The organism is Liquorilactobacillus ghanensis DSM 18630 (assembly GCF_001435235.1).
GTDB lineage: Bacteria > Bacillota > Bacilli > Lactobacillales > Lactobacillaceae > Liquorilactobacillus > Liquorilactobacillus ghanensis.
On record NZ_AZGB01000009.1, the window covers coordinates 63689 to 88018 of the forward strand.

At 38.4% G+C, this 24330-nt stretch carries 28 protein-coding genes and 1 other annotated feature; of the genes, 2 read left to right on the forward strand and 26 right to left on the reverse strand.

All coding sequences use genetic code 11. The annotated features are described in order from the left end of the window. Positions 1–83: 83 nt before the first annotated feature. Together FC89_RS03220 and ccpA are read right to left on the reverse strand one after the other, a co-directional pair. Positions 84–515, reverse strand: a complete 432-nt coding sequence (locus FC89_RS03220; RefSeq protein ID WP_057871261.1) for a VanZ family protein — start codon at positions 513–515, stop codon at positions 84–86. Positions 516–594: 79 nt separating this feature from the next. After that, complete coding sequence (ccpA, locus tag FC89_RS03225) at positions 595–1596, reverse strand: catabolite control protein A (RefSeq protein ID WP_057871262.1); 1002 nt, start codon at positions 1594–1596, stop codon at positions 595–597. A gap of 193 nt (positions 1597–1789) precedes the next feature. Between ccpA and FC89_RS03230 the strand changes: the two genes are divergently transcribed. Next, complete coding sequence (locus FC89_RS03230) at positions 1790–2893, forward strand: M24 family metallopeptidase (protein ID WP_057871112.1); 1104 nt, start codon at positions 1790–1792, stop codon at positions 2891–2893. A 204-nt stretch (positions 2894–3097) separates the two neighbouring features. Here FC89_RS03230 and FC89_RS03235 read toward each other — a convergent pair whose 3' ends face one another. Then, positions 3098–3568 carry a hypothetical protein gene (locus tag FC89_RS03235; protein ID WP_057871113.1) on the reverse strand — a complete coding sequence of 157 codons (471 nt, stop codon included), beginning with the start codon at positions 3566–3568 and terminating at the stop codon, positions 3098–3100. Positions 3569–3600: 32 nt separating this feature from the next. Further along, a complete protein-coding gene (locus FC89_RS03240; RefSeq protein WP_057871114.1) occupies positions 3601–4008 on the reverse strand; it encodes a DUF948 domain-containing protein in 408 nt (135 codons plus the stop codon). 153 nt (positions 4009–4161) lie between these two features. Between FC89_RS03240 and FC89_RS03245 the strand changes: the two genes are divergently transcribed. Further along, positions 4162–5076 (forward strand): mechanosensitive ion channel family protein, encoded by a 915-nt coding sequence (locus tag FC89_RS03245; protein WP_057871115.1) that lies wholly within the window; start codon positions 4162–4164, stop codon positions 5074–5076. Between the two features lie 59 nt (positions 5077–5135). Here FC89_RS03245 and FC89_RS03250 read toward each other — a convergent pair whose 3' ends face one another. The 22 genes from FC89_RS03250 to FC89_RS03355 form a co-directional block, all read right to left on the reverse strand. Further along, positions 5136–6278 carry an N-acetyldiaminopimelate deacetylase gene (locus FC89_RS03250; protein WP_057871116.1) on the reverse strand — a complete coding sequence of 381 codons (1143 nt, stop codon included), beginning with the start codon at positions 6276–6278 and terminating at the stop codon, positions 5136–5138. Between the two features lie 34 nt (positions 6279–6312). Further along, on the reverse strand, positions 6313–7023 hold the full coding sequence (dapD, locus tag FC89_RS03255) for a 2,3,4,5-tetrahydropyridine-2,6-dicarboxylate N-acetyltransferase (RefSeq protein WP_057871117.1): 711 nt from the start codon (positions 7021–7023) through the stop codon (positions 6313–6315). Positions 7024–7044: 21 nt separating this feature from the next. Next, the gene (gene cbpB / locus FC89_RS03260; protein ID WP_057871118.1) at positions 7045–7536 is read right to left on the reverse strand and encodes a cyclic-di-AMP-binding protein CbpB; all 492 of its coding nucleotides are present in this window, start codon (positions 7534–7536) and stop codon (positions 7045–7047) included. A gap of 122 nt (positions 7537–7658) precedes the next feature. After that, positions 7659–8621, reverse strand: a complete 963-nt coding sequence (locus tag FC89_RS03265) for a Gfo/Idh/MocA family protein (RefSeq protein ID WP_057871119.1) — start codon at positions 8619–8621, stop codon at positions 7659–7661. Positions 8622–8719: 98 nt separating this feature from the next. Next, positions 8720–9793 (reverse strand): histidinol-phosphate transaminase, encoded by a 1074-nt coding sequence (gene hisC, locus FC89_RS03270; RefSeq protein ID WP_057871120.1) that lies wholly within the window; start codon positions 9791–9793, stop codon positions 8720–8722. Positions 9794–9819: 26 nt separating this feature from the next. Then, a complete protein-coding gene (gene hisE, locus FC89_RS03275) occupies positions 9820–10143 on the reverse strand; it encodes a phosphoribosyl-ATP diphosphatase (protein WP_057871121.1) in 324 nt (107 codons plus the stop codon). Between the two features lie 2 nt (positions 10144–10145). After that, positions 10146–10472, reverse strand: a complete 327-nt coding sequence (hisI, locus tag FC89_RS03280) for a phosphoribosyl-AMP cyclohydrolase (protein WP_083485399.1) — start codon at positions 10470–10472, stop codon at positions 10146–10148. Next, on the reverse strand, positions 10472–11230 hold the full coding sequence (gene hisF / locus FC89_RS03285) for an imidazole glycerol phosphate synthase subunit HisF (RefSeq protein ID WP_057871123.1): 759 nt from the start codon (positions 11228–11230) through the stop codon (positions 10472–10474). Before hisF ends, hisI begins: the two co-directional genes overlap by 1 nt. Further along, positions 11220–11945 (reverse strand): 1-(5-phosphoribosyl)-5-[(5-phosphoribosylamino)methylideneamino]imidazole-4-carboxamide isomerase, encoded by a 726-nt coding sequence (gene hisA / locus FC89_RS03290; protein WP_057871124.1) that lies wholly within the window; start codon positions 11943–11945, stop codon positions 11220–11222. The genes hisF and hisA overlap by 11 nt, the downstream gene beginning before the upstream one ends. Continuing rightward, on the reverse strand, positions 11942–12553 hold the full coding sequence (gene hisH, locus FC89_RS03295; protein ID WP_057871125.1) for an imidazole glycerol phosphate synthase subunit HisH: 612 nt from the start codon (positions 12551–12553) through the stop codon (positions 11942–11944). The genes hisA and hisH overlap by 4 nt, the downstream gene beginning before the upstream one ends. Beyond that, on the reverse strand, positions 12554–13138 hold the full coding sequence (gene hisB / locus FC89_RS03300) for an imidazoleglycerol-phosphate dehydratase HisB (RefSeq protein WP_057871126.1): 585 nt from the start codon (positions 13136–13138) through the stop codon (positions 12554–12556). It lies immediately after the preceding gene. Then, entirely contained in the window at positions 13138–14430 is a 1293-nt protein-coding gene (gene hisD, locus FC89_RS03305; RefSeq protein ID WP_057871127.1) for a histidinol dehydrogenase, read from the reverse strand. Before hisD ends, hisB begins: the two co-directional genes overlap by 1 nt. After that, a complete protein-coding gene (gene hisG, locus FC89_RS03310) occupies positions 14427–15092 on the reverse strand; it encodes an ATP phosphoribosyltransferase (protein WP_057871128.1) in 666 nt (221 codons plus the stop codon). The genes hisD and hisG overlap by 4 nt, the downstream gene beginning before the upstream one ends. Beyond that, the gene (locus FC89_RS03315) at positions 15082–16239 is read right to left on the reverse strand and encodes an ATP phosphoribosyltransferase regulatory subunit (RefSeq protein ID WP_057871129.1); all 1158 of its coding nucleotides are present in this window, start codon (positions 16237–16239) and stop codon (positions 15082–15084) included. The genes hisG and FC89_RS03315 overlap by 11 nt, the downstream gene beginning before the upstream one ends. Positions 16240–16281: 42 nt before the next feature. Then, positions 16282–16509: a binding site (T-box leader), on the reverse strand. A gap of 81 nt (positions 16510–16590) precedes the next feature. Then, positions 16591–17427 carry a histidinol-phosphatase HisJ gene (gene hisJ / locus FC89_RS03320; protein ID WP_057871130.1) on the reverse strand — a complete coding sequence of 279 codons (837 nt, stop codon included), beginning with the start codon at positions 17425–17427 and terminating at the stop codon, positions 16591–16593. Between the two features lie 15 nt (positions 17428–17442). Further along, on the reverse strand, positions 17443–18390 hold the full coding sequence (locus tag FC89_RS03325; protein ID WP_057871131.1) for an alpha/beta hydrolase: 948 nt from the start codon (positions 18388–18390) through the stop codon (positions 17443–17445). Positions 18391–18514: 124 nt separating this feature from the next. After that, positions 18515–19867: a glucose-6-phosphate isomerase gene (locus FC89_RS03330; protein ID WP_057871132.1), complete on the reverse strand. Its 1353-nt coding sequence runs from the start codon at positions 19865–19867 to the stop codon at positions 18515–18517. A gap of 115 nt (positions 19868–19982) precedes the next feature. Continuing rightward, positions 19983–20783, reverse strand: a complete 801-nt coding sequence (locus tag FC89_RS03335; RefSeq protein WP_057871133.1) for a homoserine O-acetyltransferase/O-succinyltransferase family protein — start codon at positions 20781–20783, stop codon at positions 19983–19985. Between the two features lie 470 nt (positions 20784–21253). Beyond that, the gene (locus FC89_RS03340; RefSeq protein ID WP_057871134.1) at positions 21254–21976 is read right to left on the reverse strand and encodes a GntR family transcriptional regulator; all 723 of its coding nucleotides are present in this window, start codon (positions 21974–21976) and stop codon (positions 21254–21256) included. 206 nt (positions 21977–22182) lie between these two features. Then, a complete protein-coding gene (locus tag FC89_RS03345) occupies positions 22183–23613 on the reverse strand; it encodes a 6-phospho-beta-glucosidase (RefSeq protein WP_057871135.1) in 1431 nt (476 codons plus the stop codon). 67 nt (positions 23614–23680) lie between these two features. Next, positions 23681–24001, reverse strand: coding sequence for a PTS lactose/cellobiose transporter subunit IIA (locus tag FC89_RS03350; RefSeq protein ID WP_057871136.1), 321 nt, complete (start codon positions 23999–24001; stop codon positions 23681–23683). A gap of 2 nt (positions 24002–24003) precedes the next feature. Then, complete coding sequence (locus tag FC89_RS03355) at positions 24004–24327, reverse strand: PTS sugar transporter subunit IIB (RefSeq protein WP_057871137.1); 324 nt, start codon at positions 24325–24327, stop codon at positions 24004–24006. Positions 24328–24330 lie beyond the last annotated feature (3 nt).

The following is a 24330-nucleotide window of genomic DNA, read 5'->3' on the forward strand; positions in this document are numbered from 1 at the left end:
AATTAATAGTCGCTAATCGACGTTACAGTCAAGTTAAATTCTAGCAAAATCTCCGACTGAAATCAAATTTGTTTTACAATCGCTTACTTACGCTTAAACCAAACTACCAGCAAAATCCCAGTTAATGCCCCAATGCCATCTAAAATAACGTCTTGAAACAACGGTGTTCGACCACCTGTTAGCAATTCATGAAATTCATCAAGCGCTGCATACCCCAACGACATCAAAGTACAGACGAAAATTGTCAATATTTTCCCATCTAAACGTTTCCGTAAAGCTAAGGCAAAGCAAGTTCCTAAACCTAAATAAATAAAATAGTGCGCTGCTTTTCGCATGAAAAATTCAATAAATTTAAAATAGCCGGCAACTTGCACGCTAACCACTTGTCCGCCATAAGTAAACGAAATATGCGACAATTGATTTTCAAATGGTTTAGCTGCCAAGTAGCGTTCCAGCAAAGGTACGGTTGTTTGCTGATGATAAGTCATCGAAGAACTAACAAACAGGATCGCCATAATCCCCAAAGCTAACAAAATATAAAATTTAGTTGTATTTTTCTTTAAAACCTTGATCACCGTTTTTCCTCGTTATTGCTTACTTAGTAGTTGAACGCTTAATAAAACCGTAAGGCAGTTCAACTGTTTTTTCAGTCATTTCTTCTTTATTCATCATTTTAGTTAAATAACGCATTGAAACTGCGCCAATATCGTAAAGTGGCTGAGTGATCGATGACATCTTTGGACGAACGATCTCAGTGATCTTTGAATTGTTGCTCGTAATCAATTCAAATTCTTCTGGGACCTTAACACCGGCATCTTGAGCACCATTCAAAACACCAGCTGCTAATTCATCATCACCGACAAAAGCTGCTGTTGCTCCAGCTGAAACAATTGCTGGCCACAAGATTTCCCCGGCCCGGTAGCTATAGTCTGTTTCAAAAACCAGCTCTGAATCAAAATCAATTCCATTTTTAGCCAAAACGTTTTTATAGCCCTTCAAACGATATTCACCGTTAATTGGTTCGCTCAACGGTCCAGAAATAAAGGCTACTCGCTGATTGCCATGGTTCAATAAATCAGCTACAGCTTCTTCAACGGCTGCTGCATAGTTAATATGCACGCTGCCCATTTCTTCTTTATCATCAATTGAACCAGCCAGTACAATTGGTGTTTTGCTGCGAGAAAATTGGGCACGCAATTCAGGGCTGATATTATTGCCCATATAAATAATTCCATCAACTTGCTTTGCCAGCAAAGTATTCAACACAAGTAACTCTTTTTGCGGATTGCCATCCGAGTTAGCCAGAATAATATTGTATTTATACATAGTAGCAACATCATCAATTCCTCGCGCTAAGGATGAAAAATAGATATTTGTTACATCTGGAATAATTACCCCAACCGTCGTTGTTTTTTTGCTGGCTAAGCCACGAGCAACAGCATTAGGCCGATAATCTAAACGATCAATAACTTCTAAAACCTTTTTTCGTGTAGCAGGTTTGACGTTCGGATTGCCATTAACAACCCGAGAAACTGTCGCCATTGAAACAGCTGCTTCACGAGCAACATCATAAATTGTAATTGTATGTTTTTCCATTAGTAAAGTTCTCGCTTTCATTTCATTTTCACTGTCACTATCTAATTTAGCAAAATATAGCACTAATTGCAAGCGGTTAATCATATGAAATCATCTATTTTCATATTATTTTCATTAATGAGCTCTTTCGTTACCTGCGATAAAAAAACTTTTTATGTTATAATCAGACTATCAATAACAAGGAAGCGATGAAATGTCACATCTTGAAAACTTACAAAATTGGTTAAGTACTAATGGCTACCAAATCGGCTATATTAGTGATTTCAAAAATATTCAGTACTATACCGGTTTTTCTAGTGATCCGGTAGAAAGAACTTTAGCACTTTTTGTTTTTGCCGACCAAGAACCATTCATCTTTGCACCAGCGCTTGAGGTTGAAGCTGTCAAAGAAGTTGGCTGGAAATACCCAGTTTATGGCTACTTAGACCACGAAGATCCATACGAAATTATTAAAGCTCAAGTTTTGCAACGCAATCAGCATCCCGTCAAATGGGCAATTGAAAAGGGTAATTTAAATGTCTCCCGTTTCGAACAACTGCAGCAAAAATTTCCACAAGCTAAATTTGAGGGCAATTTAACGCCCGTAATTGAACAGGAACGGTTGATTAAAACACCTGATGAAATTGAAAAACTGAAAATTGCTGGAAAATGGGCTGATTTTGCTTTTAAAGTCGGTTTTGATGCTTTGTCGACCAAACGAACCGAACAAGATGTTGTAGCTGAAATTGAGTATGCTTTAAAGAAAAAAGGAATCACACATACTAGTTTCGACACCATCGTCCAAGGCGGAACTAATGCAGCTGAACCACATGGTGCCCCTAAAACTGATTTGATCCAGCCAAACAAACTGGTATTATTTGACTTAGGCGTGATATATCAAGGCTATATTTCAGATGCCAGTCGGACGGTTGCTTTTGGTGAAATCGATCAAAAAACCAAAGATATTTATCAAGTTTGTTTGGAAGCTCAATTAACAGCCCAAGCAGCTGCCAAACCAGGAATGAAAGCTTCACAGCTTGATAAAATTGCGCGTGATATTATTGATAAAGCAGGCTTTGGTAAATACTTCATTCATCGTTTAGGCCATGGAATGGGACAAAGTGAGCATGAATTTCCTTCAATCATGGAAGGAAACGATATGGAACTGCAACCAGGAATGTGTTTTTCTATTGAACCAGGAATTTATATTCCAGGAGTTGCTGGGGTTCGGATCGAGGATTGTGTTCACGTTACAGCTGACGGAGTTGAACCTTTCACACACACTAACAAAGAGTTACAAGTTCTACCAGTTAAATAAAATCACCTCAATTAATTAATTTTTCAAATTCAAATATTTTATACCAGTTTCTGAAAACTTGAATTTCAGAAATTGGTATTTTTTATACTTAAATAATATTATTATCCAAACAAAAAAGAGCGGTTTCCCACTCCTGTTTACAAAAATCTAAATTTTGCCAAATCACTTTATGGCAGCTAGTGATTATAAAATTCCCTTTAAAAACTATTCTCCATGTGGAAAGAAAGTCTCTGTTGGATGATCTTCTTCAAAATCAGCAGCAGCTTTTGCCTGGCCAAAAGCAGACCGTCCGTCAATAATAATTTCATCTTCAGCTGTTTCTTCTTCATCTGCAGCGTTAGCAGCCTCTTTTTGCGCCGCAAGTTCTGAACGCAAATCAGCTGTAGCCGACTTCAATGACGAAAAAGCCTGATTTATTTTTTCATTATTTTTTAAATCACTTGCTGTTTCAACAACCTTATTCTTCAAGCCGTCAAAAGAAGGTTTCGCAGCTTCATCATTAAAAAAGTCACGGGCATAGTTATAATAGCGAACTCCTGTTTCCGCACTTTCCTCTTTGAATTCTTGTAACTTAGCTTTCACTTTACTCTGATCAGAACTTAAAACCTTTTTAGTAACTGCATACGCGGCAACTCCTGCCGTAATTGCAAAAAAAACCGAACTCTTTTTAACCATATAAATTCCTCCTGATTGAACGAAATCTATTTTTAAATATTCTTCTTTGAACTATGCTTTTTATAAAAATACTTAACAAGATTCCAAGCAATTGCTGTTTTACCAGCCTTCTTGGAAGATGAGGTCATCTTAGTTGCTAAGGAACGGCCAGCATCATTTAAATCGGAAACACTCTCACTTAAATCGGCAACTGTTTGGAAAAGCGGATCAATTGTTTTGGCCTTTCCATTCACATCATTTAACAAATCATTTGACTTAACCAGTAATGATTCTACCTCATGTGAAATTGAATCGACATCATTAGTTAACGATTTAATGCTTTGTTGTGTTTCTTTTATAATCTTTACTGTTTTAATCAAGACAGCACACAAAAAAATGACTAACAATAAAAATGCTAGTGCTGCGATCAAACCTGCTAGCTGTCCAAGCGTAAATGTCATGATATTTCCTCCCCATCTTTTCACTTGCTTTTAGAATAGCATTGCTGACTTAAAACTGCAATCAAAACAGCGGATACATATCCGGTGTAAAAATTCTGCACAGCTGAAATTTTTTTGTTATGATAGAAATCAAGACGTAAAGGAGCGGTAAAGATGCAGACTTTCTTTTTAACTAAACAAAATGATACGGTAACTTCAACTGTATCTAAACAAATGAACCGACAAACAAACGTTTTAACTCATTATTTTACCAATATCAATTGGGACGGCGTTATCGGAAAAATAATTAGTGTTGCTATTTCGATTATTTTACTATCGGTATTGTTTTTTTTCATCAACTGGCTTGGAAAAAAATTTATCAGCCATAGCTTTAAACATACTAAACGTGGCCAACATCTAACTTCCAATCGGATGAACACTATTTATACATTATCATTAAATATTTTCCATTATTGTGTTTTATTCTTTTATTTTTATGGTGTTCTATCAGCCCTAGGCATCCCTGTTGGAACTCTGATCGCCGGTGCTGGAATTTTGAGTGTTGCTCTTGGTTTAGGGGCACAAGGTTTCGTAACCGATGTGGTAACTGGCTTTTTCATTTTACTAGAACAGCAATTTGACGTCGGTGATGCCGTCAAAATCGGTACGATCAGCGGTACAATTCACGCTATTGGATTACGAACAACGCAAATTATTGACTATGATGGAACCCTTCATTTTATACCCAATCGAAACATTACCATCGTCAGCAATCTTTCGCGCAATGATATGCGCGCGTTAATTGATGTTTATTTTGAACCCAATGAAGATATTCCTAAGATGTCGAAGATAATTAAAGCTGTCAATCAACAATTAGCTCCCAAGTATCCTGAAATTACCCAAGGTCCAACTTTACTTGGAACTGTTGACAATGGTCATGGTCAATTAGCATTGCGAGTAGTTATTTATACTAAAAACGGTGCTCAAAATACAGTTCAGCGAGTTTTTTTAGCTGCTTATTTGGAAGAATTAACAAAAGCCGGCTGCAAGATTGCTAATTCTCCGTTGAACTTAACCGCTGCTAATTAAAAGGCTTGAATGCAATCAACAAAGATTGATATCTATTGCTGATGCATCCAAGTCTTTTTTTAATTAATTTCTGTTTGCCGCTGCAAAATAAAACCAATCATCGCAGAAACACCCTTTTGAATTGCTTGTTCATTAGGAGCTAAATGTTCTGAATGCAGTGAATACGGACTATCTACACCTAACCAAAACATTGTCCCGGGAATCTTTGCTAACAAATAACCAAAATCTTCACCAGTCATTGCCGGAGGAGTTGTTTGATAATCTACCTCAGGTGTATTCTTCATGTAGCTGATAAATGAAGCCGTTGTTTGAGGATTATTCTCAACTGGATAATAACCGCCTTGATGCAAATCTAATTCCAAGCGGCATTCAAACCCAGCAGCAATTGACTCCGCGATTTTACGAACTCGCTGTTGGATTTTTAAATTGTTTTTTTGTGTCAAAGCTCTGATTGTACCATCAATTTGGGCGCTACCGGCAATCACATTTCCAGTTGTACCAGCTGCAAAGTGTCCCAATGTTACAACTCCAGATTGAATCGGATCAACATTGCGGCTAACAATTGTTTGAATTTGCGTAACAAAAGCAGCACCAGCGACAACCATATCATTGGCTGCTTGCGGAAAAGCTGCATGGCCGCTTTTCCCAATAAAATGGGCATGAATCTCACAAGTGCCGGCAAATAAAGTCCCCTGCCGACAACCAATTGTCCCTGCTGGTAATTGCGGATTATCATGCAAGCCGTAAATTTCATTCGGTAGCCAATCACCTAGAACCCCAGCATCATACAACTGTTTGCCACCGCTGGCATTTTCTTCGGCTGGCTGAAAAATAAAGGTTAGATCGGTGGCTGGCTGATGTTCCGCAAAGTAACTCAAGATGCCAATTGCTACTGTCATATGAATATCATGGCCGCAAGCATGCATTTTGCCCGGATGCTTAGATGCATACGGCAAACCTGTTGCTTCAGTTACTGGCAAAGCATCAATATCAGTACGATAACCAATTGTATAGTCATGTTTTTGCCCACTAACATGCACCATAATTGCCGTTTTCCAAGTTTTGATTTCTAGCCATTTTTGTGGCATTGCTTGAATCACTTGCAGTAATAATGCCTGAGTTTCATGTTCTTCCATCCCAATTTCAGGAATTTGATGCAATTTACGCCGCAAGGAAATTAACTCGGTTTCGCTTAAACTCATATCATCATTTCCATTCTCTTCAAATTAAAATATTTTAAAGTTTGCGTAAATCATCAACTAACTCAGTTTTTCCAGCTGCAACATCGGCTGCATCTTTGATTTTACGGGCTGGAACTCCCGCAACAACCGTTCCAGGTGCAACATCTTTAACTACAACCGCGCCAGCAGCAACAACCGCTCCTTTACCAACATGGACTCCTTCCAAAACAACTGCATTAGCACCGATTAAAACGTTATCTTCAATTACTACCGGTTGTGCAGACGGTGGCTCAACAACACCAGCCAAAACTGTTCCGGCACCAATATGGCAATTTTTACCAACGATTGCTCGGCCACCTAAAACTGCTCCCATATCGATCATTGATCCATCACCAATTTCAGCACCAATATTAATAATTGCGCCCATCATAATAACAGCTTTATCACCGATCTCGACTTGATCTCGAATAATCGCTCCCGGTTCAATTCGCGCATTAAACTTTTTCTTATCCAGCAATGGAACACCAGTGTTACGTCCGTCATTTTCAAGATGATAAGCAGTAATTTTTGCTTGGTTGGCTTTCAAAAATGGTTCAACATCCTTCCAGTCACCAAACAAGACTCCTGCTTGATTGCCAAAATAAGCTTCAATGTCAGCTGGAACTTGTACTTGGTCTAGTTGACCCTTTAAATAAACCTTTACCGGGGTTTGTTTTTTTGCGGTTGCAATTGTTTTGATTATTTCATTTGCATCAAGTTTTACCATTATTTATCTTACTCCCTTAATTTATTTGTCAGTATTCAACGTTGGCTGTGTTTTCGGAGAAATAACATAATCTTTTTCAAGTTCATGTGCCAAGTAGTTAATCCCCTTCATAATTTCACGTCGCGTAACAATTCCTGTAAAAATATTATCTTGATTGACAACAACTAAAAAAGGTTGATCAACCAGCAAATGCAGTATTTCTTCTACATCATACGGCAATTGGATCGTTGGGATATCTGTTTGCATGACATCGGCAACCCGATGTCGTCCCAGTGTTGATGGATCAATTCCGTTTAATCCCAGCATCGTTTCAGTCAGCATTGCTAACGACAAAAGGCCTTTAAAATGCTGCTGATTATCCAAAACGGGAATTTTTGAATATTTAATCTTCGTCAAAACTAAAAAAGCATGATCAAGGTGATTCGTATCTTGAACATTAGCAACTAATTCAGCTGGGATCAAAAAATGATCTTGACGTTGATTCAACAAATGTTCGACTGATTTGGCAATCACTATCGTAAACCTCCTTGTACTGCTGTTCTTATTTTAGAGTATTTGCAGTATTAAACCAACTATTACAACAAAAATCAACTATCAGCATAAGTGCATTATAGTTGATTTTTATTAAAAATAAATTAATTTAACGGATCACCATACCAGCGCTGGTACAAAGAATCAATTACTTTAATTCCAGTTAAAGCCGATTCAGGTGAAACTACCGGACTAATAATCATTTTATGCTGCAGACAATCACTGACATGTTCAATAGCATAATACAAATTACCACGCTGATTTTCAATCACAAATCGTTGACTGCCACTAGCATTTTCTAAAATAGCTGTATCTGTTTGCTGATCAAATTCTGGTAAGCGAATAGTTCCCTTGGTACCATAAATTGTTAAATTAGTTTTAACCGGGAAGTTAGCCGTAATCATGACATTCGCCAAAACATCCCCTGCTGTCAAAGCTAAATTGCACTGTAAATCTGCTTGACCAATTTGATTAATTTCAAAACCATTCCAATTAGCAATTTTATTTCCAGTTAGTGATTGAATCATCCCTAGAATAACTGGACCACCGTTAAACAAAGCTCCTCCACCCGCCGAGAGATCACTAAAGTTAGCCGGGACATCAGTTAAATAACATTTGACATCAATAAATTTAATTTGACCAATTTGATCAGCAGCTAAGAGTTCTTTAACCTTGGCAATAATCGGTGAAAATAAGGGAGCCTGATTTTCAACCACCAATCGTTGTTGCTGCTTTGCCAACCGATATAATTCACTGGCTCCGACAAAATGTCGGGTCAACGGTTTTTTCAATAATAAGTGCTTGCCATTTAATAAAGCTTGTTTAGCAATTTCAAAACGTGGTTGCTGCACTTCTGCCAAATAAATTACATCAAGATCCGATTGCAGCAAAGCCTGTTCATTTGAATAAATTTTAATTTGCGGATCTTGAGCAACTAATGTAGCCGCTGTTGAACTATTACCGACAATTCCTGCCAATTTTCCCGTCTGACTTGCCGCCAATGCAGCTGCTAATTCAGCGACTTCAGCTTCTGATCCAATAACACCATATTTAATTTTAACTGCCATTTTTTCACCTCATCTGAAGTTAATTCAATCATCTGCTTCCTATTGCTATTGTAACAGACAATTCAGCAGTTTCGTATGCTAAAAGATCAAAAAACTGGTCATTTGCGATAGTTTAACATTAATTTTCGTAATTCAGCTCCTTCGGCAGCACCACTGATAGTTAACCGCAACCAATCTTGTTGCAAGCCCTTCCGCAGTTGAAAACCATGATGCAGCAAGTAGTCAGCTAAAGACAACGCTCCCGGATAATAAAAGAACATAAAGTTCGCTTGACTAGGGAAAAATTTAATCTGCTGTTCTTGGAAAAAGTTTGCCCAATTTTCCCGTTCTTTTGCTGTTTGACTGACTGAAGACGCTACAAAACTTTGATCAGCTAAAGCTGCCAATGCAGCAGTTTGCGTCAAAGAATTCAAATTATACGGTAAACGAACAGACTGCAAATAACTGACTATTTTCGGATCAGCATATGCGTAGCCAACACGATAGTTGGCAAGACCATAAGCTTTTGAAAAAGTCCGCAGCACAACCGCATTAGAAAATTGTTGAACCAACGGAATTGCACTGGGAGCCGAATTTTGAGTTACATAGTCAATATAAGCTTCGTCAATCACTACCAAAACTTCTGGTGGAACCTCAGCTAAGAATTTCGTTAAATCAGCAACCGAAGTATAAGCCCCAGTTGGGTTATTAGGATTGCAGACCCAGATCAAGCGTGTTTTATCAGTAATTTGTGCTAATAGTGCTGGTAAATCATGTTTACCAGTGGTTGGATCACAGGGCACATCAATAACTTGAGCTCCTTCAATCTGAGCATGTAGAGCATATTCTGAAAAAGTTGGACTAGTTTGAATTACTTGATCACCTGGCTGTAAAAAGATTCGTGAAATCATGGTAATAATTTCGTCCAATCCAACTCCAAAGACTAATTGTGCCTGCGAAACCTGTAATTTTTCTGCTACTGCGCGCCGTAAATCAGTCGCATCACCATCTGGATAACGATTACCCTCAGCAAAATTCCAGTTCTTAACGGCAGCTTCAACTTTGTCAGACGTACCAAAGGGATTCTCATTGGCTGACAGCCGAACCAATTTTTTTAACCCCAAACGTTGTTTAACGCTAGCTAACGGTTCTTCGGGAATATAATTAGCAAGTTTTTTAATCTGTTCTTTCATTAAATCACTCCTTGGCTTTATCGTAACTATAGTTTTTTAATTTCACGTCTTTCTTGGGTCTTACTCATCAACCCCTCTCGTTTTCCTAATTCTTCTTTGATTTGGTCAAAGGTAACTCCTTGTTCTACCAACAAAACCATTAAATGATACAAAAGATCAGCCGTTTCATAGACTATTTCACTTTTATCAGGATTTTTGGCGGCAACGATCACTTCGGTTGACTCTTCACCAACTTTTTTTAAAATCTTATCCAAGCCCTTATCAAATAAATAATCGGTATACGATCCCTTAACTGGATTTTTTTGACGTTCTAAAACTGCTTGATATAATTCATCAATTTCTTGTTTCATAATTAATTAACTCCCTTTGAAAATTTCTTGACTTGATTGAAAAAGCAACTGCGATGACCCGTATGGCAAGCCGGTCCTGCTGGAATCACTTTTACCAGCAAGGTATCTTGATCACAATCCAACACCATTTCCACGACTTGCTGCGTATTTCCACTAGTTGCGCCTTTGTGCCACAACTCTTGACGGGAACGCGACCAAAACCAAGTCTGACCGGTTGCCAATGTTTTTTGATAACTGGTCTGATTCATCCAAGCAACCATTAATACATCATTTGTTGCCTGATCAACCACTACTGTCGTTAATAATCCTTTTGAAAAATCCGGTTTAATCATCGTACATTCACCCCTGCTTGTCTAAGTGTCGACTTAACTTGAGCAATCGTTAACTCATGATAATGAAAGACAGAAGCTGCTAATGCTCCTGCAACATCAGCCGATTGAAAAACATCAACAAAATCTTGCAAGCTACCAGCTCCACCGGAAGCAATAATTGGCACATCTACGGCCGCACCCAATTGCCGATACAAATCAATTGCAAAACCAGCTTTGGTTCCATCTTGATCCATACTGGTAACTAACAATTCTCCCGCCCCTAAAGCAACCACCTGTTTTGCCCAGGCAACTGCTTCAAGAGAGGTTTTTTGCTGACCGCCATGAGTGTAGACCAACTGTTTGCCACTGCTGGGATCGGTTTTAACATCAATAGCAACTACAATGCATTGATTGCCGAACTTCTTTGCTCCGGCTGTAATCAAGCCTGGATCAGCAACCGCCGCCGAATTTAAAGAAACTTTATCAGCCCCCGCTTTAAGCAAGGCTTGGATCTCGGTAATTGAGGTAATTCCACCGCCAACAGTCAACGGCATAAAAACTTGACGGGAAACCTGTTCAACCACATCAACCATTGTTTTTCGCTGTTGATTAGTTGCAGTTATATCTAAGAAAACTAATTCATCCGCTCCTTGCCGCTGATACTCGGCAGCAATTTGGGCTGGATCACCAACATCGGTCAAATTAACAAAATTTATTCCTTTTTTGACTCGTCCCTGATCAACATCCAGGCACGGAATGATTCGTTTAGCCAACATCAGCATTCACCTCGGCGATCTCTTTTAATGTAATGCTACCAGTAAATAAAGCTTTCCCGACAATCGCATTTTGAATTTGGTGCTGCCGCAATTGTCTAATATCAGCTAAATCCCGAATACCACCAGAGGCAACAATCGTACAATCTTTGAATTGCTGCTGCAGCTCAGTTAGTAACTTAAGATTTGGCCCCTGCAATGTACCATCACGACTAACATCGGTTACGACAAAAATTTTTGCTCCAGCGGCTGCCACCTGACCGATTAATGCTGCCATTTTAGTTTGTGTTTGTTCCAGCCAGCCATTGACTGCAACCTGTCCATTCTGTCCATCGATCCCTATTACGATTTTAGCCGCACCATATTTTTTCAAAGCGGCTTTGACAAACTCAGGATCACTGAGGACTGCCGAACCAATAATGACGCGATCAATTCCCAAATTTAAATAATAGGCGACCGTTGTTAAATCTCGAATACCACCACCAAGTTCCAGTAGTCCACTGAAAGCTTGCCGAATACTAGTAATTACTGCCGCATTTTGTGGTTTGCCAGTCTTAGCTCCATCCAAATCAACTAAATGCAAACAACCAACTCGCGCTGCTTCAAAACGGCGTGCTTGGGTTGCCGGGCTTTGATCAATCAACGTCCGCTGATTAAAATCACCTTGAAATAAACGAACACTTTGCCCATTTTGCAAATCTATTGCTGGAAAAATCATTTACCCACCACCTTTTGTGCGAAAGTTTGCAATACCTGCAAACCAACTGCACCACTTTTTTCGGGATGAAATTGTGTGCCATAAATTTGCTGCCGTTGAACCAGAGCTGGGACTTGAACCATATAATCAACAGCTGTTACGACGTACTCAGCTTCACACTTGGCATAGTACGAATGAACAAAATAAGTATATTCATTTGCTAGAAAAGCAAAATCAGAATTTTTTTGCCGCAATTGATTTTGATTCCAACCCATTTGGGGAATTTTATAGCCGGGTTTCTCAGGAAAAGCTACCACTTGACCGGGAATCAGTCCTAATCCGGCATGCTTACCATATTCGGTTGAACTATCAAATAATAATTGCATCCCCAAACAAATTCCCAATAATGGCTTACCAGCCAGGGCTTCTTGTTTGACTAGATCTGCTAAACCGCGCTGCTGCAGCGTAGCCATTGCTGGTGCAAAAGCTCCGACACCCGGTAAAATCAAACCATCGCTGGTTTTTATTTGCTGAGGATCAGCAGTCAAAACAGTCGGAATTTTCAGATAATCAAACGCTTTTTTTAAGTTATAAGTATTACCTGCATCATAGTCAATAATTGCCAGCATTTAAATCACGCCCTTTGTCGAATTAACTCCTTTGATTTCTGGATTAATTGTTACCGCTGTCCGCATTGCACGCCCCAGTGCTTTAAATAAGCTTTCAATTTTATGATGTGTATTGCGCCCATAAAGAATCGTAGCGTGTAAGTTCATCTGATTGCTGAAAGCAAAAGCCTGAAAGAAATCCTCCGTGGTTTCTGTTTCAAAACTGCCAAGGCGCGGATTAGTCAATTCAGCTTGAAATACCAAGTAAGCTCGTCCGCTTAAATCAACACAGACCCGCCCCAAAGTTTCATCCATGGGAACAAAAGCTGTTCCATAACGCTCAATTTGTTTTTTATCACCCAATGCCTGCTTAAAGCATTCACCTAAAACAATTCCAGTATCTTCGACCGTATGATGCGGATCAACTTCCAGATCACCATGTGCTTTAACCGTCAGACCAAACCGCCCATGTTTGGCAAATAAGTTTAGCATATGATCAAAAAAGCCGATTCCGGTATTGATGTCAATTTTGTTTTGCTGATCCAGATCCAGCTTAACGGTAATCTGTGTTTCAGCCGTTTTTCGCGTAATTGTTGCACTTCGCATTATTTTCCCTTCCTTTCAGCTGCAAACCGCTGTTCCACTGCACGAGCGTGAGCTTCCAAACCTTCTGTTCGTGCTAATTCTGTAATATCGCTCAAATCAGCCTGCAAGGCTGTCTTAGAGAATTGAATAAATGAAGTCTTCTTAACAAAATCGTATACTCCTAGTGGGGAAGAAAACTTAGCTGTCCCGCCAGTAGGTAAAACGTGATTTGGTCCAGCCAAATAATCGCCTAATGGTTCTGAAGCATAGCGGCCAAGAAATACTGAACCGGCATTACGGATATAACTTAAATATTGGCTTGGATCAGCCAGTTGAATTTCCAAATGTTCCGGTGCAACTTCATTCATCAAAGTAAACATTTCTGGAACTGATTCCATGACAGCAATAAAGCCGCGATCTTCGACAGCCGCTTGGGCAATTGCTCGTCGCGGCAAGTTAACCAGCTGTTGATCAACTTGTTGACTAACTTTTTGAGCTAAAGTCAAACTATCAGTAATCAGCATTGGTCGTGCACGCCGGTCATGTTCTGCTTGCGATAACAAATCAGCTGCCAATTCAGCTGCATCAGCAGTATCGTCTGCTAAAATGCCAATTTCCGATGGCCCGGCAACCATATCGATCGCAACTTGACCAAAGACTTGCTTTTTGGCAGTTGCTACATAAATATTTCCCGGTCCAACAATCTTATTAACCGCTGGAATTGATTCAGTTCCATAAGCCAAAGCGGCAATCGCTTGCGCTCCACCAACTTGATAAACTGCATCAACACCGGCAATCGCTGCCGCTGCTAAAACAGCTGGCGCAATTCCTTTTTTTTGTGGTGGTGTAACCATAATTACTTGGTCAACTCCGGCAATCTTGGCAGGCAATGCGCTCATTAAAATTGTAGATGGATAGGCTGCTGTGCCGCCCGGAACATAAATTCCAACTCGTTGCAATGGTGTTACTTTTTGACCACGGATAATTCCGGGAACAGCCGTGTCAATAAAACCGGAAGTCAATTCTTTTTCATGAAAACTAACAATATTTTTTTTCGCATGCTCAAGCGCCTGACGTAATTCAGGAGAAATTTTCTGTAAAGCTTGTTGTATTTCAGTTGCTGGAACGGCAAAATTTTCAATCGCCGTCTGATCAAATTTCAATTCATACTCTTTTAATGCCTGATCTTGTCTTTTTCGTACATTTTCAATGATTTCTCTAACTTGCTGTTCAATTGTAAAATCCGATGTTTGCTGAGTATAATTTTTGACAACTTGTTTCATTTTTGTTAGTGATTCTTGGTAAATTTTCATTTAACTCCGCTCCCTTGATTTTGACGCTGATCAGTTGTTAGTTGCACAACTTCAGCTAATTGATCAACTAAAGTAAAAATTTCCGCAGCATGTTGTTTTAAAGACATCCGATTAGCTACCAGCCTAGTTGATACTAAGTCTAAATAATCATAAACATATAAATTATTCTCCCGCAGCGTGCTGCCTGTCTCAGTAATATCAACAATCGCATCTGCTAAGCCGATTAGAGGAGCTAATTCAACTGATCCCTCAATTTTGATAATTTCAACATCGCGACCCAAAGTTTCAAAATAACGCTGCGTAATCAACGGGTATTTAGTCCCGATTACCTTTCGACCAGGTTGATTAAGGTTAAAATTATTCGTTGAAGCTAAAACAAATTGACAACACCCTACTTGCAGATCCAATAGTTCAGCTTGCTGGTTACGCTGTTCTGTCAAAATATCACTGCCAACAATTCCAACATCGACCGCCCCCGCATTCAAATAAGTTGTTACATCAGGTCCCTTGGCCAAAATAAACTGAAAATTGCCATCGCTCGTATTTATAATTAATTTGCGATTTTTCTGTTTTAATAATGAGCAATCAATTCCCGCAGCTTCCAGCAACGGTAAAACCTGACGTTCAACTCTTCCTTTAGTTAAAGCAATTTTAAGTGGCATCTTCTAATTCTCCTTTAGCGGTCAAACGGTAAAGTTTAACCTGTGAATTTCTCGCATTTCGTTGCGCATGACGTAAATCATCAGCCAAACTCAATTCTAATTCTGGGTATGTTTGACAAATCTTAGCCACTTGGGCTAGTTGTTCCGGTTCAAAAAACAGCAGATCATGTTTTTCATCAGTAGTAATCAAGGTTTTTTGATCAACTAACAAATCAATATCAATTCCCATACCCACAGCCGGTTCCAATTGTGCTTGAAAGTTTTTCAGCAATTTATCATATCGACCGCCACTGAATAAATAATCAGGTATGTCCTGCATAAACACCTTAAAAGTCAGTCCTGTATAATATGCTTGCGGCGGTGCTGTACTTAGATCCAACATTATTTGCTGGTCTGGCAGTTTTTGCGCCCAAACAGCAAACTGAGTAATTTCGCGAAAAATCTCATTAGCTGCATCAGGTAATTCAACTGCTGTCAATTGTTGATAAACCTGTTCAAAACTGCCAAACAATCGCGGCCAGATTTTTAAAAACGGAGCTACCGCTTGCGAAGCAAATGGCGCAATCAATTGCTGATAATGAGGCAGATTTTTTTGGTAAAGTGCCTCTTTAATTTGCGTTTTCAATTTTTCATTGGAAGTAATTGCTGCTAAAACACTATCAGCAAATCGCGCATCACCAAGTTCCAACTGGATCTTATTCAAACGTAAGCAGTGACTCAAACGATTGATCAGCAGCAAGCACTCACATTCAGCTTTATTAGAAGCGTAACCGACCATTTCAACTCCCGCTTGCGTGAGTTGATTGTATCTGCCTGAAAGGGGTGGTGCAATCTTAAAATGATCTCCAACGTAATAAAATTTCTGCGGTAATTTCAAATTATTAGCCGATAAAAATCGCGCAATTGGCAAAGTCAGATCCGGTCGTAACACAACTGTTTCATTATTGTGATCTAATAACTGATAGGTTCGCAATTGTTTCAAATCAAAATCGGCAAAAACTTCTTGGTATTCCAACAAAGGTGTAGCAACTTTCATATAGTGTCGTGCTTGTAATTCTTCTTCGATCAAATTGATCAATTTAGTTTTGCGCCGGGCACGGATGCCAAATTCATCTCTGGTTCCCAGCGGTAAGTTAACCTTATGCACTGATTTTTCCCTCCTAACAAAAAAGTCCCCTTGGCATTTTGCCAAGAGGACGTTCAAACGTGGTTCCACCTCAATTTACTTATTTTTTTCAAAATAAGCCTCATTGCTATTTTAATCAGCTAGGATAACGGTCCCGACCGGAACCAGCTTACTGTCTTTCAGCTGGTCAATTCCCAGATGTGTTTCGCTGTCAGACTTGATTTCCTTTTTCAGTTTCGGAAACTCTCTGTGCAAGCTATTGCCAGCTACTCTTCTGTTCATCATTATTAGACAATAATTAGAAATCAACTAATTTGTAATTAGCATACACTTTGGTTTTTTGCTTGTCAACCTAAAACTATTAATTAATTTCTAATTATTGAAGCTGCTCCATAAATGCCAACCGCGACCCACTTCATTGATAGCATGAGCATCAGATCCGAAAACCAACGGGATTTCCAACTTTTTTGCTAAACCAGTAATCTGTTTTCCAGGATAAAATTCGTTACAATAAGGTTTATATAGACCAGCAGTATTAAAATCCAATTCTCGTTGCTGCTGTTTAATTATTACGAGAATTTTTTTCAATAATTCTAAATTGGTTTGATCAAATTCTGCTGGCAACTGAAAATAATCTTGATATTTTTGAATTAAATTAAAATGTCCCAACCGCTGTGGACGGAATTTTCCTAAATCAGCTGTCACTTCTTGCAAAACCAGTTGAAAATATTGCCGATAGAGTTCCTGTGGATGCGCGAGCCATTGTGAAAAGCCAGCCGCAAAATCCTCCGTTGTATAATCAACACACCACAGGCCATGATCTTTCCCAGGCATAAAATGGATCGAAAGAATATTTTGTTCTGTTTTCGAACCAACTTGATCAAGAAAATCGCGAATCTCTGACTCATAACCTGGTAGGTAATCCACTTCAAAACCAACTGAAATTTCTATTTGTGACCCATACTGCTGCTTTAATTTATCAGTTAAACGGAAATAGTCATCCAACTGATTCCAAGTTAATGAAGCAGTTGTCAAGCCCGCCGGATCACCACGGTAATCTTTCACAAAACGTCGTGGCAAAGGAGCATGTTCGGTTATGCAATACTTATCAAATCCTAATTTAATTGCTCGTTCAATCATGGCTGCTGTTTTCTCACCACTACCATGGGGACACAGTTCTGTATGAGTATGACCATCAATTATTTTCATTAAGGAAATCCCTCCTCACTTTGCTTTGTGATAAAAATACTTATTCAAAAACGCTGTAACTCGTTGTTGGTAAGTTTTAGGATCGATCCAATAGCTTTCAGCATGCGTAGCATTTTTGACGATCCAAAGTTCCTTTGGTGCAGTTGTAGCTTGAAAATTTTTCAAAGCCATTTCACTTGGAACATAACTATCTTTTTCTCCATGAATAAAAAAGATCGGTAATTTATTTTTTTGTAACTGTTCAGTTGCTGACACATCCCCTAAATAGTATCCTAAGCGATGATGGTTGATCGTACTAACTAACGGGTAAAATGGATATTTGGGCAGATGGTATTGATGCTTTAATAGGTATGTCATTTCTTGGTTAATACTTGAATAACCACAATCAGCGATCAGACATTTAACTTGCGGAGGTAATTTTTCACCACTGAGCATCTCAACTGTTGAAGCTCCCATGCTGACTCCGAACAATACGATCTGAGCTTCTTCACCAACTCGCTGGATAATCTTAGTTAACCAGTGTAAATAATCCAACCGATCCAGCCAGCCAAAACTAATATATTTACCAGCACTTTCACCGTGAGCTCGATCGTCAGGCAATAAAATATTGAAACCAAGGTCATAAAACATCTTGGCAAAGTTTGCCATTGTTTCACCATTACCCTTATATCCATGTGAAATAACCACTACTTTTTTTGTTTGCGGATCGGCAGCTGGGATAAAATACGCTGACATCTGTTCTGATTCACCAGTTAAAGTAAACGTCCAGTGCTCTTTATTGATTTTTTTAAACCAATCAACAAAATCCCAATAGCTGTCAGCATACTTTTGCTTTTCTTTAGATGTTTCCGGAACTTCATTCACACGGCCAAATGCCATCTTAAATAAATATTCACTAAAAACAAAAGAGCCGATCGCAGCCCCCGCAAATATTTTCAAAAATAACCGATCTTTGTGTGACAATTTTCTACCCCTTCCAATCAGTAATTTAATTAATAACAATCTTAACACTAAAATCATTTCAAACAAGATTGCAAAATAAAAAAGACACCTCACAGTGCCTTCTCTATACTAAATTCAAATCTAATTATTTGTTTAAGCGACCATTAAGCTGCTTGCTGAGTTCTTCAAAACCAGGACGGTTCAGCAAAGCAAACATGTTGTGTTTATAAGCTTCAACACCTGGCTGATTAAATGGATTAATACCATTTAAGTAACCTGAAACTGCAACAGCTGCTTCGAAGAAATAAATTGTGTATCCCAATGTATAAGCTGTTCGATCAGGAATATTAACGATCATATTCGGCACATTGCCATCCGTATGCGCTAATACAACACCTTGGAATGCTTTAGTATTGACAAAATCCATTGATTTGCCTTCAAGGTAAGCTAAACCATCTAAGTTTTCTTTTTCTTTAGGAATTTCAACATCATGTTTTGGCTGACCAACTTTGATAACTGTTTCCATCAAATTGCGGCGGCCTTCTTGAATATACTGACCTAATGAATGCAAATCAGTTGAAAAGTTAGCTGAAGAAGGATAAATTCCCTTTTGATCCTTACCTTCAGATTCACCCATCAATTGTTTCCACCATTCACCAAAATACTGGAGTGATGGTTCATAATTTTCCAAAATTTCAGTGGTATAGCCCTTGCGGTACAAAATATTACGCAAAGCTGCATACTGATAAGCTTCATTTTTGTTCAAATCAGCATCACTATATGCATCACGTGCATCTGCTGCCCCTTGCATCAATTTATCAATATCTGCACCAGAAGCTGCGATCGGCAATAAACCTACTGGAGATAATACTGAGAAACGACCACCGACATCATCAGGAATGACGAATGCTTCATATCCTTCGGCATCTGCTTCAGATTTAAGGGCACCACGCGCCTTATCAGTTGTTGCATAAATTCTTTCTTTTGCACCAGCTGTGCCATATTTTTTAAGCAATTTTTCTTTGAAAATTCTAAACGCAATTGATGGTTCAGTCGTTGTTCCTGATTTAGAAATAACATTAACAGAAAAATCTTTGTCACCAATCAAATCTAATAAATCATAAACATAAGATGAGCTGATTGAATTGCCAGCAAAGAAAATCTGAGGTGCATTGCGTTTTTCAGCTGGTAATAAATTAAAGAAATTATGATGCAAAAATTCAATTGCAGCACGGGCACCTAAATAAGAACCTCCAATACCGATTACAACTAAGACATCAGAATCAGCTTGAATTTTTTTAGCAGCTTTTTTGATGCGATCAAATTCAGTTTTATCATAATCTACTGGTAAATTTAAAAAACCACGAAAATCTTTACCGGCACCAGTACCTTCCCGCAATTCTGTATCAGCGGCGGTTACCATTGCCTGCATTTCACTAAGTTCGTTATCATGAACAAATTTTTCGAGGTTAGAGCTATCAAAAGAAATATGTGCCATTGGAATCTCTCCTTTATAATTTGTAACTGCATTCATTATACAATGCTTTTCATCATTTTGTAAGCCCTTTTCACCGATAAATTATGATTTTCCCTTAAAAACACTTAAAAACACTTTAACAGACTTTAGCCTGCTCCAATAATCCAAACCAATTTTTGAATAATTGTTGAGTTTGCGGCAGCCACGCTGAATTAATAATTGCCGTATTATCGTTTATGAAATAATTTTCTGGTGGAGCAATTATTTGCTGTCGCTGTTGATCCCGCTGATATTCTTCTAATAAAGTTGTCAACTGATATTCAGGATGACCAGTAACAAAGTAGTTATGATCATCTGTGGTTGCACAAATCGCTGGTCCCGCCTCAGCTGAATCAGCTAACACTTTGAGCGGAGATGCTGCTACTTCTGCGATATAATTTGTTGTATAGCGCGAAAATGGTAAAATAATTTGCTGACTAAAGCCATTAAGCAGCGGATGGACTGTTCGTGTAACCGCTGGGTAAATTCCAAAAACTTTTTTATTCAACAAATGTTTTTCTACCCCACCAAAATAATACATTCCTGCTTGTGCAGCCCAGCAGATTGTCAAAACTTTTCGGCAATGAGTTTGCGCCCAATTAAAAATCTCACATAGTTCCTGCCAATAATCAATCGCTTCAAACGGCAACTGCTCAATCGCTGCTCCGGTTACAATCAAGCCATCAAAATCAGCCGCTTTTACTTCTGGAAAACTAACATATTCCTTAATATCAATTAATGATTTCTTAGTTCGAAACCGATGAGTTGCCGGATAACAAAAAGTTGCTTTAATCGTTAAACCGCTTTTTGTAAAAAGACTTGTTAAATGTTGCTGTGTTTTAGCTTTATCTGGCATTAAATTAAGCACCAGAATTGAAATTACTGAATTTTTGTTCAATATTATTCACTCCTTACAAAAAAATCCCCCCATGTTAAAAAACATGGAGGGACGTAAAATACGCGGTACCACCCGAATTTGTATTATTTTCGCAAATAATACCTCTTAAGTACAGCCAAAAAGGATATACTCGCACACTATAACGGGTGTTCCCGGTAGTCAAGCTTGCACCTGACTACAGCTTCGAGCTCATCTTCAGTTCCTTTTGAAAGCCGCCCTTTCACTATCAGCGGTCGCTACCTCTCTCGCCAAAAACTTACTCTTCTCATCAACGCCTAATGTTATGGGTTAATAGTAAGTTAAGCCATAGTGAATGTCAAGATTATTTGCTTGGTTTTCAGTTGAACTTACTTATAATTACTTATTCTGAATATTTTTCATTTATCGCAAAACCGTGAAATCAATTTGATAAATCAAAAAAACTTAAGCGGCATCTTGATAAAACAAATTTTGTTTCCTTACTATTTCATTTAAAAATTATTGACGTCTAAAACTGTGTAGCTGCGTTTATCATAACGATTACGACTAGTTGAATATTCAATATTTTCACCGTTGTTCAACCAAACAATCTCTTCAAATTCTAAGATAGGATCTATTTTTTGGGCATTTAAATATTTAATGTCGAGTTCATCTGGTAAACTTGCACGAATTTTTCGGTAAGCCCCACCAAACTTCAAATGTAGCTTATGGTGCAAATAGTCATAAATTGATTGATGCATGATATCTTCATTAAGACCCGGCACTAACTTAACCGGCATAAAAGTATGTTCCAAAATTAACGGATCTCCATTTAATATCCGTAATCGCTCAATTTCATAAACCGGTTCATCTTTTGCAATATCAAGTTTAGCCTGTAGATCTTTATCAGGAAAATGGACTTCAAATGAAATAATTTTGCTTTCGATTTTTTCGCCAACATGTTGTTTGCTCATCCCGTCAAAGGCATTTGCTGGTGAATCATTTGCCGCTTTGATGGGGATCATCCCCAAAACAATTGTTCCCAAACCTGATTGTTTATAGATCAAACCTTCACGAGCCAATGTATCGAGCGCCTTCTTTATTGTTAAGCGACTAACATCAAATTCTTTAGCCAGTGCATTTTGATCAGGCATAAATTGTTTTGCTTGATAAGTTCCCTTGATGATCCGTTGTCGAATTTCTTCAGCAACTAATTGATACTTAGTTTTTTTCATTATTTCATCCAACCTTAACAATTAATTTTTCATATAATTGCTATTTTAATCTTTTTCCTTGCTAAATTGTACTTTATTAATAAAAAAGCTAGAATTTTTCTCAAAAAGAAACAGTTTTTAAAAAACAAGCTGAAATCAAAAATGATTCCAGCTTGCTCAGCAGCGAGAGCTATGTTCATGGCTAAATTCACAACCCTTAAAAACAATTACAGTTGTTCACCATTTGAAGCAATTACTTTTTGATACCAGTAAAAAGAATCTTTGGGGATTCTTTTTAAAGTTCCCTTTCCTTGATCATCTTTGTCAACATAGATAAAACCATAACGTTTCTCCATCTGACCCGTACCAGCCGAAACAATATCAATTGCTGACCAAGGAGTGTAACCTAACACGTCAATTCCATCTTCAACAACTGCCTTCTTCAGTTGTAGCAGATGCTCTCGCAAATAATTAATCCGATAATCATCATGGACTTTACCATCTGAACTTATCTCATCACGAGCTCCCAATCCATTTTCAACTACAAACAGCGGTAAATGATAACGATCATTAAACCAATTAGCTCCATAACGCAACCCCTCAGGATCAACTGTCCAACCCCATTCTGACGCTGGTAAGAACGGATTCTGAACATCACTGCTGTAATCATCATAGTCATAAGCTGGGTTATTTTCATCATATTTAACTGTTTTTGACATATAATAACTAAAACCAATATAATCAACCGTTCCGTGTTTTAAATTATATCGATCTGCAGCCGTAATGTCCGTTCGATAGTGATGCTGCTGTAAAAATGCTTCCATGAAAGTTGGATAATAACCATTAACATGCACGTCGGTAAACCAGTAACGTTTTTGCATTGCTTTTTCCGCCAGCATAATATTATGCGGTTGAGAATTAAGCGGATATAACGGCACCATTGCCAACATACAGCCAATTTTAAATGCAGGATTAATTTGATGCCCGTGATTCACAGCGATCGCACTCGCAACTAATTCATAGTGAGCTGCTTGGTACATTAGTTTTTCGGCATTTTCATTTGATTTAACTTTAATGCCAGAATTTGTAAACAAACAAAACTCATCATGAAAACCTGTCTGATTATTAATTTCATTAAATGTCATCCAATACTTAACCTGCTTGCGATAACGTTTAAAGCAGACATCAGCAAATCTGACAAAAAACTCAATCATTTTTCGGTTACGCCAACCGCCATATTTAGTTACTAAATGATACGGGATCTCAAAATGAGACAAAGTTACAATCGGTTCAATTTGATATTTCAAACACTCCGCAAATAGCCGATCATAAAATTCCAGTCCCGCTTCATTTGGAACCGGCTCATCCCCTTGCGGAAAAATTCGGCTCCAAGCGATCGAGGTGCGGAAACATTTAAACCCCATTTCTGCTAATAATTTAATATCCGTTTGATAATGATGATAAAAATCAATTGCTTGATGATTAGGATAATTTTTCCCCGCTTGAATTCCAGTAGTAATTTCACGAGGACGAGAAGCTGAACCCACTGTCATCACATCAGCGACGGAAGGCCCTTTTCCGGCTTCATTCCAGGCACCTTCAAACTGATGAGCTGCTACTGCTCCTCCCCACAAAAAATCAGAACGAAAACTTTGCATTAATCTTCTCCTTCTTATGCTTTAATATAAGCAAAAAACTTTAGTGATTCAAAAATATCTTATTTGGTTATTTAACTGCCATTCTCTGGTAAACTTCAACAAATTCTTGGGCTAAGTCTTTAAAGGCAATGGCTGTCATCAAATGATCTTGAGCATGTACTAAATAAAGATCAACGGGTGTTTTTTCTCCTTGAGCTTCTTTGGTCAACATTTCCGTTTGCACATTATGAGCTTGAGTCAATGCCTGATCAGCAGCCGTTAATTGCTTTTCAGCAGCTGCAAAATCACCCTGTTTAGCTGCTTGAATCGCAGCAACGCTACTTCCTTTAGCATTTCCACCCGCCATGATCAAGCCCATAATAACTTGCATGCGTTTATCTTCATCCATAATTATTTCCCTTCAAGCAGTTTCTCGGCTGCCGTCAATACTTTGGCACCGTTCATCATGCCATAATCAGTCATATTAATTACATCCATTGGTATTCCCGCTTTATCGGTCTTCTTTTTGACAGTATCTTTCATATATGCTACTTGCGGCCCCAATAATAAAATATCTGGTTTGGTACTTTCTAATTGCTGATCAATATCGGCGGTTGAAGTAGCAAAAATTTGATAATCTTTGCCAGCTTGCTTAGCTGCAGCCTGCATTTTAGAAACTAACAATGAAGTTGACATCCCTGCAGAGCAGGCTAACATAATCGTTTTTTCACTCATTTA

Coding starts and splice junctions, on each gene's coding strand:
- FC89_RS03220 (WP_057871261.1), bottom strand. CDS start 515: ATGGCGATCCTGTTTGTTAGTTCTTCGATGACTTATCATCAGCAAACA.
- ccpA (WP_057871262.1), bottom strand. CDS start 1,596: ATGGAAAAACATACAATTACAATTTATGATGTTGCTCGTGAAGCAGCT.
- FC89_RS03230 (WP_057871112.1), top strand. CDS start 1,790: ATGTCACATCTTGAAAACTTACAAAATTGGTTAAGTACTAATGGCTAC.
- FC89_RS03235 (WP_057871113.1), bottom strand. CDS start 3,568: ATGGTTAAAAAGAGTTCGGTTTTTTTTGCAATTACGGCAGGAGTTGCC.
- FC89_RS03240 (WP_057871114.1), bottom strand. CDS start 4,008: ATGACATTTACGCTTGGACAGCTAGCAGGTTTGATCGCAGCACTAGCA.
- FC89_RS03245 (WP_057871115.1), top strand. CDS start 4,162: ATGCAGACTTTCTTTTTAACTAAACAAAATGATACGGTAACTTCAACT.
- FC89_RS03250 (WP_057871116.1), bottom strand. CDS start 6,278: ATGAGTTTAAGCGAAACCGAGTTAATTTCCTTGCGGCGTAAATTGCAT.
- dapD (WP_057871117.1), bottom strand. CDS start 7,023: ATGGTAAAACTTGATGCAAATGAAATAATCAAAACAATTGCAACCGCA.
- FC89_RS03265 (WP_057871119.1), bottom strand. CDS start 8,621: ATGGCAGTTAAAATTAAATATGGTGTTATTGGATCAGAAGCTGAAGTC.
- hisC (WP_057871120.1), bottom strand. CDS start 9,793: ATGAAAGAACAGATTAAAAAACTTGCTAATTATATTCCCGAAGAACCG.
- hisE (WP_057871121.1), bottom strand. CDS start 10,143: ATGAAACAAGAAATTGATGAATTATATCAAGCAGTTTTAGAACGTCAA.
- hisF (WP_057871123.1), bottom strand. CDS start 11,230: ATGTTGGCTAAACGAATCATTCCGTGCCTGGATGTTGATCAGGGACGA.
- hisA (WP_057871124.1), bottom strand. CDS start 11,945: ATGATTTTTCCAGCAATAGATTTGCAAAATGGGCAAAGTGTTCGTTTA.
- hisH (WP_057871125.1), bottom strand. CDS start 12,553: ATGCTGGCAATTATTGACTATGATGCAGGTAATACTTATAACTTAAAA.
- hisB (WP_057871126.1), bottom strand. CDS start 13,138: ATGCGAAGTGCAACAATTACGCGAAAAACGGCTGAAACACAGATTACC.
- hisD (WP_057871127.1), bottom strand. CDS start 14,430: ATGAAAATTTACCAAGAATCACTAACAAAAATGAAACAAGTTGTCAAA.
- hisG (WP_057871128.1), bottom strand. CDS start 15,092: ATGCCACTTAAAATTGCTTTAACTAAAGGAAGAGTTGAACGTCAGGTT.
- hisJ (WP_057871130.1), bottom strand. CDS start 17,427: ATGAAAATAATTGATGGTCATACTCATACAGAACTGTGTCCCCATGGT.
- FC89_RS03330 (WP_057871132.1), bottom strand. CDS start 19,867: ATGGCACATATTTCTTTTGATAGCTCTAACCTCGAAAAATTTGTTCAT.
- FC89_RS03340 (WP_057871134.1), bottom strand. CDS start 21,976: ATGAAAAAAACTAAGTATCAATTAGTTGCTGAAGAAATTCGACAACGG.
- FC89_RS03345 (WP_057871135.1), bottom strand. CDS start 23,613: ATGCAAAGTTTTCGTTCTGATTTTTTGTGGGGAGGAGCAGTAGCAGCT.
- FC89_RS03350 (WP_057871136.1), bottom strand. CDS start 24,001: ATGGATGAAGATAAACGCATGCAAGTTATTATGGGCTTGATCATGGCG.
- FC89_RS03355 (WP_057871137.1), bottom strand. CDS start 24,327: ATGAGTGAAAAAACGATTATGTTAGCCTGCTCTGCAGGGATGTCAACT.